Source organism: Rhizorhabdus sp. GW822-FHT03C02 (assembly GCF_058801765.1).
This window is the reverse complement of sequence record NZ_JBXANN010000001.1, coordinates 1,251,192-1,267,169: the sequence shown is the minus strand read 5'-3', so window position 1 is coordinate 1,267,169 and position 15,978 is coordinate 1,251,192. Positions and strand designations below refer to the sequence as shown.

Below are 15,978 nucleotides of genomic sequence, written 5' to 3'. Positions count from 1 at the left end.
TAAATCGGTCACCTTCAGCCCATAATGCGTCGCCGCAGACGTCCCCCCGGCGATATTCGCAACCGCAAGATAATAATCGGTGCCGGCCTGCGGCACGGCGACCGGTGCCGCCACCGTTTCCGTGACATTGCCGAAACTGGTGGGGGTGGCGCTGTGGGTGGTGGAGGTGGAGTCGATGGTCGAAAGGCTGAACGCCGTGAAGTTCAGCCCGACCGCGATCTCGCCGCTGCCCGCGCTGTCGGCGAGCGAGGTCGTCGTCGCGCCGCCGAGCTGCATATGATAGACCGACACGCCCTTCTGGTTGTCGCCATAGATGTCGACCGTGTCGAAACTGGTGGCGGTCGTCAGCGAACCCAGCAGGTCGGCCAGCCGCGTCTCGCCGCCATCGAGGGTCAGCAGCAGCGAGGAAAAGTTGGTCCTTCCGGCACCGGCACCGCCACCGGACCCGATCGTCGCCAGACTCGCGGCGCTGATGTCGAAACCATCGAGCAGGAACGCCCCCTTATAGGCCGCGCCGTCGACATCGCCGGTGAGCCCCGAGAATTTGACATAATAGTTGACCACATCGTCCTGGGTCGCACTGCCGGCCTTGCCCTCCACCGGCGTCAGGTTGACCGCCTTGCTGGCCGCGATGTTCCAGCCATATTCGCTCCACGCCGCACCGCTCGATGCCCGCGTCGCCACTTCGAACGCGCTCGGCGTCAGCGTCACCGTGTAGCCCGCACCGTCATTGTCGACGATGCCGCTCACATAGAGGCTGCTCAGGTTGAGCTGGTAGGAATCGAACGGCGCGCCCTTGCTCCCGGTCGTCTGGCCGTACAGCGTCGCCCCGCTCAGCGGCGCACCCTTGTTCATCGCCGCCAGGAAATCGGTCAGCGCCAGTTCGCTGTCGAGCGTCACCGTCAGCCCGCCGATCCCCGGCCGCCCCGCGACCCCGCCCTCGTTGGCGAAGCTGAAATCGGTCACCTTCAGCCCATAATGCGTCGCCGCAGACGTCCCCCCGGCGATATTCGCAACCGCAAGATAATAATCGACCGCCATGACCCCGCCCCCGAGACGGCTTCACGCCATCAGATCCGACGCTTCCGGTTCGTCACGCCGCTCATCCCCCAAGATGTTCGACGGTCAAAGCGCAATCGTTTCCGGACCCACAAGACGATCAACCGGAATACACAGTATATTTACGGTATCATTTCGGACCCGTAAACTTAATGGAAACAAATTCTTAGCTGGTTATCTTGTTACCTGCAACAATTGCCGGATCATGACGATTTTGTTGATGTGGGGCACCATTGCCGACGGGCCGGCGACGGGCTAATCAGGAATGATGAACCACTGGTCGCATGGCTATAATGTATCGCAAGGCTATACCTATAACGCCTTTCGCGAACTTTCACCCGATTGGCTCGATGCGGCGGCCCTGCTGACGGGATATTCGCCACCTTCGCGTGCCGATAAGAATTTTCGCTATCTCGAACTTGGCTGCGGACAAGGTCTCGGATTATGTCTTCTTGCAGCGACCTATCCCGAAGCCGAATTTATCGGGATCGATTTCAATCCGGAACATATCGCGCATGGCAGCGACTTCGCGCGCACTGCGAAACTCGACAATATAAGGTTCATCGAGGCGGATTTCGCCGATCTCGGAGCGCAATGGCCCGCGGAGCTGAACCGGTTCGATTATGTTGCACTGCATGGCATCGTCGCGTGGGTGTCTGCCGCGGTGCGGCAGGCGCTGGTCCGCTGTCTCGATGCCGCGACTCGGCCGGGTGCGCTCGTCTATATTTCCTACAACAGCATGCCCGGCTGGATCAGCACCATTCCCTTCCAGCACATGCTCGGCCGGCTCGTGCGCACCGGCAACAAGCAAGGTCCGGACGCGCTGAAGGAAGGGATCGCCCTGTTCGAGGCGCTCGAGCAAAATGGCGCGATGCTCGGCAAGGTGCTGCCGACCCTCGCCGGGCGGATCGAGACGAGCAAGCGGCAGGCGGTGCCGTACCTCATCCAGGAATATCTCCATGCGCAATGGAACCCGCTATGGTTTTCGACCGTCAGCGACGAACTGGCCGAAGCCAAGCTCTCGCACATCGGCAGCGCCACGCTCGCCGACAACCTGCTTCCACGCATCCTGCCCGAAGGGCTGCGCGACCAGGTGGTGCGGGCAGGCGATCCGGCGATGCGCCAGGAACTGATCGATTGCGCGATCAACCAGTCGTTCCGCCGGGATATATTCTGCCGCGGACCGCGCCGCTGCATCGCAGGCGACGGCGGGCGAAGCGCGCATGATCTGCGCCTCCGCCTGCTCGATCCGCACGGTAGCGACCAGGCAGTGACGACCTCCTTCGGAGCGATCGCGCTGCTGCCGGCGATCGTGATGCCGCTGATCGAGGCGCTCGGCCAACGAAGTCGAACGATCGGCGATCTGATGGCCCTGCCGGCGCTGGCCGCACAGCCGGGCGACATGATTGCCCCGATGATATTGCTGCTGCTCCATGCCGGTCGCATCGCGGTCGAGCGCACCGATGATCCGGCATTCGAGCCGGCGCAGCGGATCAATCGCGCGATCCTGTCCGCCGTCGCCGCCGGCGCGCCCTATTCCGACCTCGTCATGCCCGCGCTCGGCTGGGTCATGCCGGTGGCGGAGATCGAGATGCTGATCCTCGACGCGCATCTGCGATCGCCCGAGACCGATGTCGAAACGCTTGCGCGGACGCTCGTCGCCACGCTTGCCCGCTCGGGACGGCAACTTGCGACCACGCATTCACCCGATCCGCCGCGGGATGAAATCGACCATGCACGAGACCTCGTGACCGTGGTTCTACAGACCAAACTGCCCTCATGGCAGGCGCTTGGCGGGATTCGCCGATAGCGGATCGCACACTCGGGACCCCGCGCCCCAACCGCAGCTTGGCGTGCGCCAAGCCCCTCTCGCTTGCCTTTCGGGCATGCGGCGCGCATGGACGCCCGCTCGAAAGGACAAGTGAGGATCATGGCGACGAACTGGACGCCCGAAAGCTGGCGGACCCACGAGGCGGTGCAGATGCCCGTCTATCCCGATGCGCAGGCCCTGGCCGCCGTCGAAGGCGAGCTGGCGAACTATCCGCCGCTGGTGTTCGCGGGCGAGGCGCGCGCGCTGACCGAGGAGCTCGCCCAGGTGGCGGCCGGCAAGGCCTTCCTGCTCCAGGGCGGCGACTGCGCCGAATCCTTCGCCGAATTCCGCCCCAACAGCATTCGCGACACCTTCCGGGTGCTGCTGCAGATGGCGGTGGTGCTGACCTATGCGTCGAAGATGCCGATCATCAAGGTCGGCCGCATGGCCGGCCAGTTCGCCAAGCCGCGCTCGGCGGCGACCGAGGAGTTGAACGGGGTCGAACTGCCGAGCTATCGCGGCGACATCGTCAACGACATCGCCTTCACCCCCGAAGGCCGCCAGCCCGATCCGCAGCGGATGGTCCGCGCCTACAGCCAGTCGGCGGCGACCCTCAACCTGCTGCGCGCCTTCGCGCTGGGCGGCTATGCCAATCTCCATCAGGTCCATGCCTGGACGCTCGACTTCATGGGCCGCAGCCCGTGGGCCGCGCAATATCAGGAGGTCGCGACCCGGATCGGCGACGCGCTCGATTTCATGGCGGCGTGCGGCATCCGGCCCGAAACCGTGCCCCAGCTCAAGGGCACCAGCTTCTACACCAGCCATGAGGCGCTGCTGCTGCCGTACGAGCAGGCCTTCACCCGCCAGGACAGCCTGACCGGCGGCTGGTACGACACCTCGGCGCATATGCTGTGGATCGGCGACCGCACCCGTTTCGAGGGATCGGCGCATGTCGAATATCTGCGCGGCGTCGGCAATCCGATCGGCCTGAAATGCGGCCCGAGCCTCGACCCCGACGTGCTGCTGCGGCTGCTCGACACGCTCGATCCGTCGCGGACCCCGGGGCGGATCACGCTGATCACCCGCTATGGCCATGACAAGATCGAGAAGCATCTGCCGACGCTGGTCCGCGCGGTGAAGCGCGAGGGCCGCCCGGTGGTGTGGTCGTGCGATCCGATGCACGGCAATGTCGTCAAGGCCGCCAACGGCTACAAGACCCGGCCGTTCGACCGCATCCTCGCCGAAGTGCGCGGCTTCTTCGCGGTCCACCGCGCCGAGGGCACCCATGGCGGCGGCATCCATGCCGAGATGACCGGCCAGAACGTCACCGAATGTACCGGTGGCGCGATGGCGGTGACCGACGAGAATCTCGCCGATCGCTACCACACCCATTGCGACCCGCGGCTCAACGCCGGCCAGAGCCTCGAACTGGCCTTCCTCCTGGCCGAAATGCTCAACCAGGAGATGAAGGAGCGCGACCGGGCCGCCGCCTGACCGATGGGCCTAAAGGCCTGTTTGAAAAATGCGCGGAAGAGCGCATTTTCGTAGCGGCACCAGCCAGTGTCAGAGTTCATCGGGTCGGCCATGCTCCCAGCATGGCCTGCGATATGCCGGGGGCATATCGCACCCGAAGAAGGCGACACTCCCCCGCCCGACCTCCCACAGAATATCCTGAATGGGAGGTCGGGCGGGGGAGCGGGCTGGTGCCGCATGCGCCGAAGGCGCATTGCCAAACGGGCGTCGGTCCATATCGGTGCGACCCGCGGTTGTTCTTTCCCGACCCGTCGCTACTTTGACGGGCGGGGAGGATTCGGTGCTCGAATTTCTGGGGGCTGGCGAAAATCTGGCGTTCGTGGTCGCGCTGGCGATCATGTTCCTGATCGGCATCGTCGAGGCGGTGGGGTTGGGATCCAGTGCGCTCGGTCATGATTTCGACCTGGATGGCCATGCCGACTGGCTCGGCTGGCTCGGCATCGGCACGCTGCCCCTGCTGATGCTGCTGGTCGTGTTCCTGGCGAGCTTCGGCATCGTCGGGCTGGTCGGCCAGCAATTCGCGCTCAATCATCTCGGTCATCTCCTGCCGCCGATGATCGCCCTGCCCGCCGCGGGGCTCGCGGCGATCCCGGCGACCAGCGGGCTATCGCGGCTGCTGGCCCGCATCCTGCCGACCGACGAGACGACGGCGATCAACATCGACCAGCTGGTTGGCCTGCCGGCACAGATCGTCGTCGGCCGCGCGACGCAGGGGTCGCCGGCCAAGGCCCGCGTCCGCGACCGCCATGGCCAGGTCCATTATGTGATGGCCGAGCCCGACACCGCCGACGCCAGCTTCGCCGAAGGCGACGAGATCCGGCTCGTCGCCCGCGAACACCATATTTTCCGTGCGGTCGCGACCGATCGCCCGAACTTCAACAACAGGATCAAACGATGAGCAATCTTCCTGCCGTCACCAACGGCGGCCTGATGACGACGCTGACCAGCACCTATGTGCTCGCCCCCGCCGCCGCGGTGATCGCGCTGCTGATCCTGGGGCTGATCCTCGCGCGCCTCTACCACCGCGCCTCGAAGGAGATCGCCTTCGTGCGCACCGGCTTCGGCGGCGAGAAGGTGGTGATGAACGGCGGCGCGCTGGTGCTGCCGGTGTTCCACGAGACGATGCCGGTCAACATGAACACGGTGCGGCTCGCGGTCGAGCGCAAGAATTCGGACGCGCTGATCACCCTCGACCGGCTGCGGATCGACGTGAAGGCCGAATTCTACGTCCGCGTCCGCCCCGATACCGAGGCGATCGCGATGGCCGCGCAGACGCTGGGCATGCGCACGATGGATTCGGAAAAGCTCAAGGAACTGGTCGAAGGCAAGTTCGTCGATGCGCTGCGATCGGTCGCCGCCGGCATGACGATGAACCAGCTCCACGAACAGCGTTCGGACTTCGTCCAGAAGGTGCAGCAGGTATCGTCGGCCGATCTGGCGATGAACGGGCTCGAGCTCGAATCGGTGTCGTTGACCGGGCTCGACCAGACCTCGATCGAGCATTTCAACGCCAACAACGCCTTCGACGCCGAGGGCCTGACCAAGCTCACCGAGCAGATCGAACTGCGCAAGAAGGCGCGCAACGACATCGAGCAGGACACCCGCGTCCAGATCGAGACCAAGAATCTCGAAGCGCAGCGCCAGTCCTTCCTGATCGGCCGCGACAGCGAATTCGCCCGCCTCGAACAGGAACGCGAGATCGAGATGCGCCGCGCCGAGCAGTCGTCCGAGGTTGCCCGCCAGCAGTCCGAGCGCCAGCGCGAGGCCGACGCCGCGCGGATCTCGGCCAAGCAGCTCACCGACGCCGCCCAGATCGAGGCCGACCGCGCGGTCCAGCAGGCCAAGATCGCCCAGGCGCAATCGCTCGAGATCGCCCGGCAGGAGCAGCAGATCGCGGTCCAGAACAAGAGTCGCGAGGAAAGCCAGGCCAAGGCCGAGGCCGACAAGGCGCGCGCCGCGGCGGTCGCCGCCGAGGAACAGGTCACCACCGCGCGCCAGACCGAGATCGCCGACCGCACCAAGCGGATCGAGCTGATCGAGGCGTCGAAGGAGGCCGAGCGCGCCGCGATCGGCATCAAGGTCCAGGCCGAGGCCGAGAAACAGGCCGCGACCGACCGCGCCGAGGCGATCCGCGCCGCCGCCAAGGGCGAGGCCGAGGCCGACAAGCTGCGAGCCGACGCGGCCCGCGTGCGCTTCGAGGTCGAGGCCGCCGGCCAGCGCGCGGTCAACGAGGCCGCCAATCTCCTGTCGTCGGACCAGGTTTCGCTCCAGGCCAAGCTCGCGATCCTGAAGGTCCTGCCCGAACTGATCCGCGAGGCCGCCAAGCCGATGGAGGCGATCGATTCGATCCGGATCGTCCAGGTCGACGGGCTGACCGGCGCGGGATCGGGCAGCGGGTCTACCGGCGAAGCCACCACCGGCGGCGAGCAGAATCTCGCCCAGTCGGCGGTCGCCGCGGCGCTGCGCTACCGCGCGCAGGCGCCGGTGATCGACGGGCTGATGAAGGAGCTCGGCTTCGACGGCTCGACCCTCGACGCGATGGTCGCCGGCGCCACGACGAGCGCCCCCGCCGAGATCGCCCCGGTCAAGGCCGTGAGCCGCAAGGTCGAGGGACCGGCAGAATAGCGGCGGGCCGCGCTGCCGCCGGTTTTCAGCCCCGACCCGCCCTTTGCCGCGATGTATGAGCTATTCCAGTCATAGCCCTGGATCATAAGCAGAATCGCCGCCCTGGATTTCGACCGGCACGACCAAACTCCGCGGGATCCAGGGCAAACGTTCGCCGGCATGGCTGACCGCGACCGGCGCGAAGCGTTCGGGATGATCGAAGGCGCCGACGTGCAGACTGATCTCGTCGGCGACCTCGTCGCTTTCGAAACTCAGTGTCGATCCACAGCGCCCGCAAAAGCCGCGCCACACCCCGGGCGAACTCTGAAAGCGGACCGGCTGCGCCCCCAGAAAGCGCAGCTGCGCGCGCCGATAATCGGCGAAAGCCGCCGCCGGGGCGCCGCTGTGGCGCCGACAGCTCGAACAATGGCACCAGGCGGTCAGCGTCGGCGCGCCTTGCGCGACGAAGCGTATATCGCCGCACAGGCAGCGCCCGTGATGAAGCTCATCGGTCACGACGCCGCCCCCTTCCAATTTTATTACGCATACGTAACGTCATTGATGCCGTCGATCAACGCACGGCGCTTGACTCACCCCGCCCCGCCCCATAAGGACGCCGCTCCGCTGCATACGGCCCCTTCGTCTAGCGGTCTAGGACGTCGCCCTCTCACGGCGAAAACACGGGTTCGAGTCCCGTAGGGGTCACCAGTGCACTGGTCCGTCGCGCGCTTCGATGCCACGATCGGTCAGAGCGTCTGCCCGTCGTCGATCGTGAAGACTCCGCCCGTCACCGGCGCGCTGGCATCCGAACAGAGATAGAGCAACATCGGGTCGAGCGCTCCGATGTCCATCAGCCGCTGCCTGGGAAAGCCCTCGACGAGCTTGCGCCCCTTCTCGATCTCCCACAATGCGCTGGTCATGTCGGTCGCCATATAGCCGGGGGCGATGGTGTTGACGTTGATTCCCTTGGTCGCCCAGTCCTTGGCCAGCAACTTGCCCATTTGCGCCACCGCCGCCTTCGAGGCGCCATAAGCGACGATCCCCGGGAAGCCATGCTGGCCGGTGATCGAACCGATCAGCACGATCCGGCCGCGTCCGGTCTCGACACTGCCGCCCGCGATCATGCGCCGCGCGCCCTCGCGTGCGGTCAGGAAGGCACCGCGCAGGTTGACCGCCATGGTGGCGTCGAAATCCTCGATCGCGAGGCCGAGCGCGCTGCCGGCCGGGCTCACGCCGGCGTTGGCGACGACCGTGTCGACCGGACCGAATGCCACCTCGGCGGCGTCATAGGCGGCGATCGTCGATGTCTCGTCGGCGACGTCCATCGCAACCGGCAGCGCCCGACCGCCGGCATCTTCGATCTCGCGGCACAACGCGCCGAGCAATGCCTCACGCCGGGCGGTGACGACGACGGCCGCGCCCGAGGCGGCGAGCAGCAGGGCGAAGCGGCGGCCGATCCCGGAGGATGCGCCGGTGACGAGCGCGGTGCGTCCCGTCAGGTCGAAGGAGAAGCCCATGCTCATCCGACCGATCGCTCGCATATCGTGCCCATGGTCACCCCTCCCGTCCGAGACGCTCGACCACCAGCGCGATCCCCTGCCCTCCGCCGATGCACATCGTGACGAGCCCGTAGCGCCTCTGTACCCGATCGAGCTCGTAAAGCAGCTTGGTGACAAGAATCGCGCCGGTTGCGCCAACCGGATGGCCCAGCGATATGCCAGAACCGTTGACGTTCGTCCGCGCGGGATCGAAACCGAGTTCGCGGGCCACCGCGCAGGCCTGCGCCGCGAACGCCTCGTTCGATTCGATGATGTCGATCTGCGCGAGGTCGAGCCCGGCGCGCCGTAGCGCGATCGGCACCGCACCGATCGGGCCCAGGCCCATCACCGCCGGATCGACCCCGGCATGGCCCCAGCCGAGGATCCGCGCCCGCGGCTGCAGCCCGCGATCGGCGGCGGCCTGCGCGGTCGCGAGCACGAGTGCGGCGGCGCCGTCGTTGATCGTCGAGGCATTGCCCGCGGTGACCGTACCGTCCTTCCTGAACACCGGCCGCAGCGCCGCCAGCGTGTCGACGCTGGTGTCACCGCGGACATTTTCGTCGATGTCGAACGACACCACGCCCTTGCGCGTCTTCACCGGCACCGCGACGATCTGATCGATGAAGCGGCCATCCGCGATCGCGGCGGCCGCGCGGCGCTGGCTCTCGGCCGCGACGGCATCCTGGTCGGTGCGGCCGATACCGTGGCGTTCGGCGACATTCTCGGCGGTGATGCCCATATGATAGCCTTCGCGCGGATCGGACAAGGTCGTCGTCAGCGCGTCGATCATTTCGATCGGCCCCATCTTCTGGCCGAAACGGGCGGCGGCGACATGATGCGGCGAGCGCGACATATTCTCCGCCCCGCCTGCCACCGCGATATCCGCCTCGCCCAGCGCGAGCATCTGCGCCGCCGAGACAATCGCCTGCACGCTCGATCCGCATAGCCGGTTCACGGTCAATGCCGGGGCGGATGCAGGGACGCCGGCATCGAGCGCCGCAACACGCGCGAGATAGGCATCCTGCGGGATTGTCGGAATCACCTGCCCCATCACCACATGCTCGACATCGTCGGGGACGAGCCCCGCACGCGCGATCGCATCACGGATGACGATGCTGCCCAATTCGGCCGGTGGGACATCCTTCAACGCGCCGCCGAACGAACCGATCGCGGTCCGCACTGCCGACAGGATGACAACTTCCTGGATCACGTCACATCTCCTGATCTTCCGGGGGTAACACGCTGCCGTCCTCGCGGAGCATCGCCGGCCGGAATCGCAGCGCTCCCTTCAGGAGCGAGCCCCACCCTGTCACCTGACATTATGGCTATCGGACGAGGCCCCGCTCCGCCCATGTCGCCCCTGTCGATAATGCTAGCAGCCCCTCGCCGGGCTGCGGGCTAATCCCATCCCATCGATCCGGATCGGGACCGCGCGCCATCGCCTGGCCGCCGTCCCGACCGGCGATCAATAAACAGGCGGGTTCGTGGCGAGCACGCCGATCTCGTGTCGCGGCCGAGCACCGATCGTCCGGGACCGTCAGATCATCGGCAAAGGGAGATGGCAATGGCTCTGGGGACTCGCGCGGCCGGACGGTTGGCGGCACTATGGATCGGCGTATCGCTGGCGGCGCTGTCGCAGTCCGCGCTGGCAAAGGCTGCGAACGACGCTGCCACCGCAGGCGCGACGCCGCCGCAGGCGGCTCTCGATGGCGATATCGTCGTCACCGCCACCCGCCGCGCCGAACGCCTGCAGGACGTGCCGATCGCGGTCAGCGCGCTCGACGAGAAGGCGATCGCCGCCCGCAAGATCGACAGCTTCGCCGAGATCGTGAAGATCGCGCCGGGACCGACCTTCGTGCCGGTCAAAGGCACCTCGGTGATCACCGTCCAGATCCGCGGCCAGGGCACGATCAACGACTCCCCCGGCCTCGAAAACCCGGTCGGCGTCTATATCGACGACCTCTACTACGGCACGCTCGCCGCGTTCGACGCCAATCTGTTCGACGTCTCGCAGGTGTCGGTGCTGCGCGGGCCGCAAGGGACGACGTTCGGCCGCAACGCGGTCGGCGGCGCGCTGCAGATCGTCAACAATATTCCCAAGATGGGCGAGACCGCGGCACGGCTGACCGTCACCGGGCTGCTCAACGACGGCGGTCGCGGCGGGTTCGAGACCGACGGCTATGTCAACCTGCCGCTGGGCGAGACCCTCGCCGGCCGCTTCGCGTTCAGCGTCAAGCGGGTCGGCGGTTATCAGCATAATCTGGTCACCGACCATTATCTGGCCGACAACAAGGTCGCCGCGCTGCGCGGATCGCTGCGCTGGCAGCCGACCGACCGCTGGGACATCGTCGCGAGCGGATCCTATCTGCGCCGCACCGGCTATGGCGACGGACCGAAGATCATCGGTGACGGCGCGCTGGCGGCATCGGTCGCACGGCAGACCGGTGGCGATCTCCACAAGACGATGCTCGACGACGACGGGTCGACCTATCGCCGGATCGTCACCGGTATCGTCAACGCCAGTTACGACCTCGACTTCGGCAAGATCTCGTCGATCACCGGATATCGCTCGCTCAAGGCGACCCTCTACGAGGATGCCGATGGCGGCCCGAACCCGATGAGCGTGCCGTCGTTCAACACCAATGACGAATGGCAGATCAGCGAGGAGCTGCGCTTCACCTCCGATTTCGGCGGCCGCTTCGACCTCGTCTCCGGCCTCTATTTCGGCTATGAGAATCTCAACCACGCGATCGGTTTCGGCTTCAACGGCACCGATCCCAACCTGTTCTTCTCGGTGCTCAACGCCGGCGTCTATACGCCGGGCCAGGTGTTCGAGGGCCAGATCGAGAATCGCAGCGTCGGCCCGTTCGTCGAAGGCAAATATAAGCTGACCGATCGGTTCTCGCTGACCGCGGGCCTGCGCTACAGCTACGAACGCAAGACCGGCTACACCCAGCATATCGGCAGTTCGCCCTTCCAGGGCGGGGCCTATTATCAGGATCTGCCCGGCACCACCGGCAATGGCGAATGGAAGGCGTTCACGCCGCGCTTCATCGCCGAATATAAGCCGGTTCGCGGCATGTTGTTCTACGCCTCGGCTTCGCGCGGTTTCCAGGGCGGCGGCTGGTCGTTCAACGTCCGCACCCCGGCGGCCGCCCAGACTCCGCTCAAGGCGCAGACGACCTGGAGCTACGAGATCGGCACCAAGTCAGACTTCTTCGACCGGCTGCTGACGCTCAACATCGCCGCCTTCCGCGCCGATACCAGCAATCTTCAGGTCCGTTCGCAGATCCAGGGCACGCTGGTGGACTCGAACGCCGGCAAGCTGCGCGCGCAGGGCGTCGAGCTGGAATCGGTGCTGCGTCCCGCACCCGGCCTCTCGTTCGGCGTCAACTATGCCTATACCGACGCCTTCTACAAAAGCTTCCTCGGCTGTACCGCGACCGGCACCGACTGCAGCGGCAATCAGTCGCCCTTCACCCCGAAGCACGACTTCACCGCACTGGTCGACTATGAGCAGAAGATGGCGTCGGGAGCCGCGCTCGCCTTCCACTTCGACACCAAGTTCGCCAGCAAATATCAGCTGACCCCGACCGCGGGCGGGCAGAAGGCGGTGCCGCTCACCGAACGCAAGAACGTCGCCGGCGCATCGATCGCGTTCACCCCCGCCAGCGGCCGCTGGGACGTAAGGTTGTGGGCGCGCAACCTGTTCGACAAGCAATATCTGACCAACGGCCTGGCCTATAATTTCTACCATGTCACCCGCGCCGAAGTCGCGGCGGCGGGCGGTCTCGGCAATCTCGATGTCGAGCGCGTCACCGTCGCCCCACCGCGCCAGATCGGCCTGACCTTCAACTACCGGATGGGTGGATAGTCGCCGCACGACCGCGACGGCGTCACGCCGGCCATGTCCGAGGGCATGGCCGGCGTTGCTATGACCGATTCATCAAGGCGCGCAGCGCGGCATCGAGCCCGGCGCGGGTCTCGCCGGTGGTCAGCCCGGCGGCCGCGATCAGGAAGGTCATCTTGACGCTGTCGGGGAAATCCTCGTCGCGGGTGTGACCGCGCACCCAGTCCGATATCGCATGCCAGCGATTGCCGGCGAGGATCGAGCAGATCACCGGCTGCGACAGGCCGGGCACGGTCTCCCCCTTCGCCATCGCGTCCTCGAGCCAGGGCAGGAACGTGTCGATCGCGACGTCGCGAACCACCTGGTAGATCTCGTTGCTCGGCGCATGCGAGAAATAGAGATCGCATAGCGAGCGTACATAGGCCGGATGCGCGAGCGTGACCGCCGCCGCCTCCTCGACCTCGACCAGTACCCCGGGCAGGTCCCGCGCCGCGCGCCGCTGCGACGCGGGCTGCTGCAGGTAGAAATGCTTGATGGCGGCGGCGATCAGCCCTTCCTTAGCGCCATAGACCGAATAGAGAACGGTCGCCGACACCCTGGCGCGCTGGGTCACCTCGCGAATCGTGAAGCCGTCGGCGCGCCCCTGGAGCAGCAGGTCGAGCGCGGCGTCGATCATCCGCTGCCGCCGTTCGATCATCAGATCGCTGATATAGGGCCCGCGCTTGGCGGCCCAGCTTCCCGCCTCCGCATTGCGGGATGAAGGCAGGTCGAGCGAAGCCGTTCTTTTCGCTCTGCTATCCACATGCAGCTCCCATGGCCTCGGCGATCCGTCTTCGCACATGCGTCAATCATCCGTCACCCCCAAAGCGGTGCGCCTTCCTTCGGCCGGCGCGCAACCCTTCGATGATGACCTATCCTAAGCGATAGCGGCGACCCCGACGCGTCAACCTTATAACCGAATTTGTTAAAGCGTTCTCATATTCAAGAACGCGATAATGTTTATGATGCGCTTCAACCAACCCGCGGAATCACAGCGGGAGGAAAGCGACGAGGGAGGGATAGCGACATGCCGAAGGCCTTTGGCGATTCATCGAGAACACCGATCCGCGCTCTGCTGCTCGCCGGATCGGCGATGCTGGCGATGCCGGCGCAGGCGCAGACCGGCGAGGCCGCCGCGTCGGCCGCCACCGAACCCACCGGCGGCCTCGAAGAGATCGTCGTCACCGCGCGCAAGCGTTCCGAAAATGCCCAGTACATTCCCGTCGCGGTCACCGCGCTGACCCAGGCGCAGATCGAACGCCAGGATCTCACCAGCATCGAGAAGATTTCCGCGCGTACCCCCAGCCTCACCGTCGGCCGCGCCTCGAACGGCTCGGGCGCGCAGCTCACCCTGCGCGGCATCGGTTCCTCGTCGACCTCGATCGGTATCGAGCAGTCGGTCGCGACCGTGGTCGACGGTGCTTATTACGGCCAGGGCCGCGTGATCAACGAGGGCTTCTTCGATCTCGGCCGGGTCGAGATCCTCAAGGGACCGCAGGCGCTGTTCTACGGCAAGAACGCCACCGCCGGCGTCATTTCGATCACCACCGCGGATCCGACCTCGACCCCCGAATTCAAGCTGCGCAGCGGCTATGAGTTCAACGCCGAGCAGGTCCAGCTCGAAGGCGTCGCCTCGGGCCCGATCACCGACACGCTGGGCGTGCGGCTGGCGGTGCGCGGATCGAAGATGTTCGGCGGCTATTTCAGGAACCGCTCGGAGGCGGTCAACTACCGCACCACCGACATCGCCACCGGCCGCATCGAATCCAATGTCGGCCAGCCCGCCGCCGGCGACCAGCCCGGCGAGAAGGAGCTGCTCGGCCGGCTGACACTGAAATGGACCCCCGACGACCGGATCACCGACACGTTCAAGCTATATGGCGACTATAATCACACCAACAACAGCTCGTGGAACTACGTCACCTATAATTGCATCACCGGCTTCAGCACCAAGAATCCCGGCGATCGCTGCGGCGGCGGCTTCACCGTCCGCCAGAACAACTTCGCACCGTCGCTGGCCGCGAACTTCCCTTATGCCAAGAAGGACGGCGCGCTCTACAACCGCTATAAATCCTACGCGGCCAATAATGCGCTCAACTATGCGCTCGACAATGTCACCCTGTCGTCGCTGACCAATTACAACTGGAACAACAACCGCTTCGCTCTGCAGGGCGATTTCCAGTCGAGCGACTTCCCGACCTGGGCGACCGAGAATTCGACCTGGCACGCCTTTTCGCAGGAGGTGCGTGCGCTGACCAGCTTCGACGCGCCGGTCAACATCATGCTCGGCGGGCTCTACCAGAAGACCCGCCGCAGCTTCGTCCAGAACATCGCCTTCGCCGGGGTCTCGGATTCGCGCCAGTCGCCCGCCGATCGCTTCGTCGCGACCCGCAAGGTGTCGAGCACCGACGGCGAAACGCTGTCGGCCTTCGGCCAGGCCACCTGGAAGATCTTGCCCGACGTCGAGGCCGCCGGCGGCGTGCGCTACACGCATGAGACCAAGGACAGCATCTTCTCGCAGCCTTACAGCAACGCCGCGGTCACCGCGATCTTCCGCCCGGCCAACTCGCCCGACGGGCTCGGCGTCGTCACCGCCAAACAGGTCTTCAACGACTGGTCGCCCGAAGCGACGCTGACCTGGAAGCCGACCCAGGATGTGCTGATCTTCGGCGGCTACAAGACCGCCTACAAATCGGGCGGCTTCTCGAACGGCGGCATCAACAGCGGTTTTTCGACCGATCCGGTCGGCGACCTCACCTTCGACAAGGAGAAGGCGCGCGGCTTCGAGGGCGGCATCAAGTCGACCCTCGCCGACCGCCAGCTCCGCCTCAACCTGGTCGCCTACAGCTATAAATATTCGGACCTGCAGATCGACTTCTTCAACAGCGCGATCATCGCCTTCCAGACGCTGACCGCCGACGCGCGCACCAAGGGCGTGGAGTTCGAGGCGGAATATGCGCCGCGATCGCTGCCCGGGCTCAACCTGCACGGATCGGTCAATTATAACCGGGCGCGCTACACCCGCTTCCCCACGGCCCCCTGCTATGCCGGCGAGACTCCGGCGCAGGGCTGCAACCTGATCCTGGGCACCGGCGGCGTCTATCGGCCGATCGTCGCCGGCGAGACCGGAACCCGTCAGGATCTGAGCGGCAGGCCGCTGTCGATGATGGCCAAATGGACCGGGCAGTTCGGCATCGCCTATGACAGCAATCTCGGATCGGGGCTGCGTGTCGGTGTCGCCGCCGACAGCCGCTTCACCAGTTCCTACATCCCCTCGGGCTTCGGCCAGGTGCGATCGCGCCAGCCCAAATATGCGACCCTCGACGCATCGGTGCGCGTCGGATCGCAGGACGAGCGCTGGGAACTGGCGCTGCTCGGCAAGAACATCACCAATCATTTCTACGTGACCGGCGTCGTCGACGGTCCCGACACGGGGTCGGGCACCGGCACCGCCGCCGGGGTGCCCGCCGACCAGATCGGTTTCGCGGCGCTGCCGCGCACCGTCCAGCTCCAGCTGACGGTCCGATATTGATGCGATCTTTCCA

11 protein-coding genes and 1 tRNA gene are annotated in these 15,978 nt (G+C 65.8%); 7 read left to right on the top strand and 5 right to left on the bottom strand.

The genetic code is table 11. The annotated features are described in order from the left end of the window. Positions 1-1,041, bottom strand: a 1,041-nt coding sequence (locus tag AC1RM6_RS05810) for a hypothetical protein (RefSeq protein ID WP_493098973.1), incomplete at its 3' end; no start/stop codon positions are given. 286 nt (positions 1,042-1,327) lie between these two features. Here AC1RM6_RS05810 and AC1RM6_RS05805 point away from each other — a divergent pair. The 4 genes from AC1RM6_RS05805 (at position 1,328) to AC1RM6_RS05790 (ending at position 7,027) form a co-directional block, all read left to right on the top strand. Then, complete coding sequence (locus AC1RM6_RS05805) at positions 1,328-2,869, top strand: class I SAM-dependent methyltransferase (protein ID WP_493098971.1); 1,542 nt, start codon at positions 1,328-1,330, stop codon at positions 2,867-2,869. Positions 2,870-2,989: 120 nt separating this feature from the next. Beyond that, entirely contained in the window at positions 2,990-4,363 is a 1,374-nt protein-coding gene (locus AC1RM6_RS05800) for a class II 3-deoxy-7-phosphoheptulonate synthase (RefSeq protein ID WP_493098969.1), read from the top strand. Positions 4,364-4,682: 319 nt separating this feature from the next. Further along, positions 4,683-5,300 (top strand): YqiJ family protein, encoded by a 618-nt coding sequence (locus AC1RM6_RS05795; protein WP_493098967.1) that lies wholly within the window; start codon positions 4,683-4,685, stop codon positions 5,298-5,300. Further along, a complete protein-coding gene (locus AC1RM6_RS05790; RefSeq protein ID WP_493098965.1) occupies positions 5,297-7,027 on the top strand; it encodes a flotillin family protein in 1,731 nt (576 codons plus the stop codon). Before AC1RM6_RS05795 ends, AC1RM6_RS05790 begins: the two co-directional genes overlap by 4 nt. Positions 7,028-7,096: 69 nt before the next feature. Here AC1RM6_RS05790 and AC1RM6_RS05785 read toward each other — a convergent pair whose 3' ends face one another. After that, positions 7,097-7,522, bottom strand: coding sequence for a GFA family protein (locus AC1RM6_RS05785; protein WP_493098963.1), 426 nt, complete (start codon positions 7,520-7,522; stop codon positions 7,097-7,099). Between the two features lie 116 nt (positions 7,523-7,638). Here AC1RM6_RS05785 and AC1RM6_RS05780 point away from each other — a divergent pair. After that, positions 7,639-7,714 (top strand) — tRNA-Glu (locus AC1RM6_RS05780). A 38-nt stretch (positions 7,715-7,752) separates the two neighbouring features. Here AC1RM6_RS05780 and AC1RM6_RS05775 read toward each other — a convergent pair. Together AC1RM6_RS05775 and bktB are read right to left on the bottom strand one after the other, a co-directional pair. Beyond that, positions 7,753-8,547, bottom strand: a complete 795-nt coding sequence (locus AC1RM6_RS05775) for an SDR family NAD(P)-dependent oxidoreductase (RefSeq protein ID WP_493098961.1) — start codon at positions 8,545-8,547, stop codon at positions 7,753-7,755. Positions 8,548-8,560: 13 nt separating this feature from the next. Beyond that, entirely contained in the window at positions 8,561-9,751 is a 1,191-nt protein-coding gene (gene bktB, locus AC1RM6_RS05770) for a beta-ketothiolase BktB (protein WP_493099554.1), read from the bottom strand. A 357-nt stretch (positions 9,752-10,108) separates the two neighbouring features. On the opposite strand from bktB, the gene AC1RM6_RS05765 reads away from it, so the two are divergent. Then, positions 10,109-12,418 carry a TonB-dependent receptor gene (locus AC1RM6_RS05765; RefSeq protein WP_493098959.1) on the top strand — a complete coding sequence of 770 codons (2,310 nt, stop codon included), beginning with the start codon at positions 10,109-10,111 and terminating at the stop codon, positions 12,416-12,418. Positions 12,419-12,476: 58 nt separating this feature from the next. Here the strand turns inward: AC1RM6_RS05765 and AC1RM6_RS05760 are convergent, their stop codons facing one another. Next, entirely contained in the window at positions 12,477-13,196 is a 720-nt protein-coding gene (locus tag AC1RM6_RS05760; protein ID WP_493098957.1) for a TetR/AcrR family transcriptional regulator, read from the bottom strand. 264 nt (positions 13,197-13,460) lie between these two features. Between AC1RM6_RS05760 and AC1RM6_RS05755 the strand changes: the two genes are divergently transcribed. Beyond that, positions 13,461-15,965 (top strand): TonB-dependent receptor, encoded by a 2,505-nt coding sequence (locus AC1RM6_RS05755; protein ID WP_493098955.1) that lies wholly within the window; start codon positions 13,461-13,463, stop codon positions 15,963-15,965. Positions 15,966-15,978 lie beyond the last annotated feature (13 nt).

Bases quoted from the DNA above. Each gene is read 5' to 3' on its own strand.
- AC1RM6_RS05805 (WP_493098971.1), top strand. From the start codon at position 1,328: ATGAACCACTGGTCGCATGGCTATAATGTATCGCAAGGCTATACCTAT.
- AC1RM6_RS05800 (WP_493098969.1), top strand. From the start codon at position 2,990: ATGGCGACGAACTGGACGCCCGAAAGCTGGCGGACCCACGAGGCGGTG.
- AC1RM6_RS05790 (WP_493098965.1), top strand. From the start codon at position 5,297: ATGAGCAATCTTCCTGCCGTCACCAACGGCGGCCTGATGACGACGCTG.
- AC1RM6_RS05775 (WP_493098961.1), bottom strand. From the start codon at position 8,547: ATGCGAGCGATCGGTCGGATGAGCATGGGCTTCTCCTTCGACCTGACG.
- AC1RM6_RS05765 (WP_493098959.1), top strand. From the start codon at position 10,109: ATGGCTCTGGGGACTCGCGCGGCCGGACGGTTGGCGGCACTATGGATC.
- AC1RM6_RS05755 (WP_493098955.1), top strand. From the start codon at position 13,461: ATGCCGAAGGCCTTTGGCGATTCATCGAGAACACCGATCCGCGCTCTG.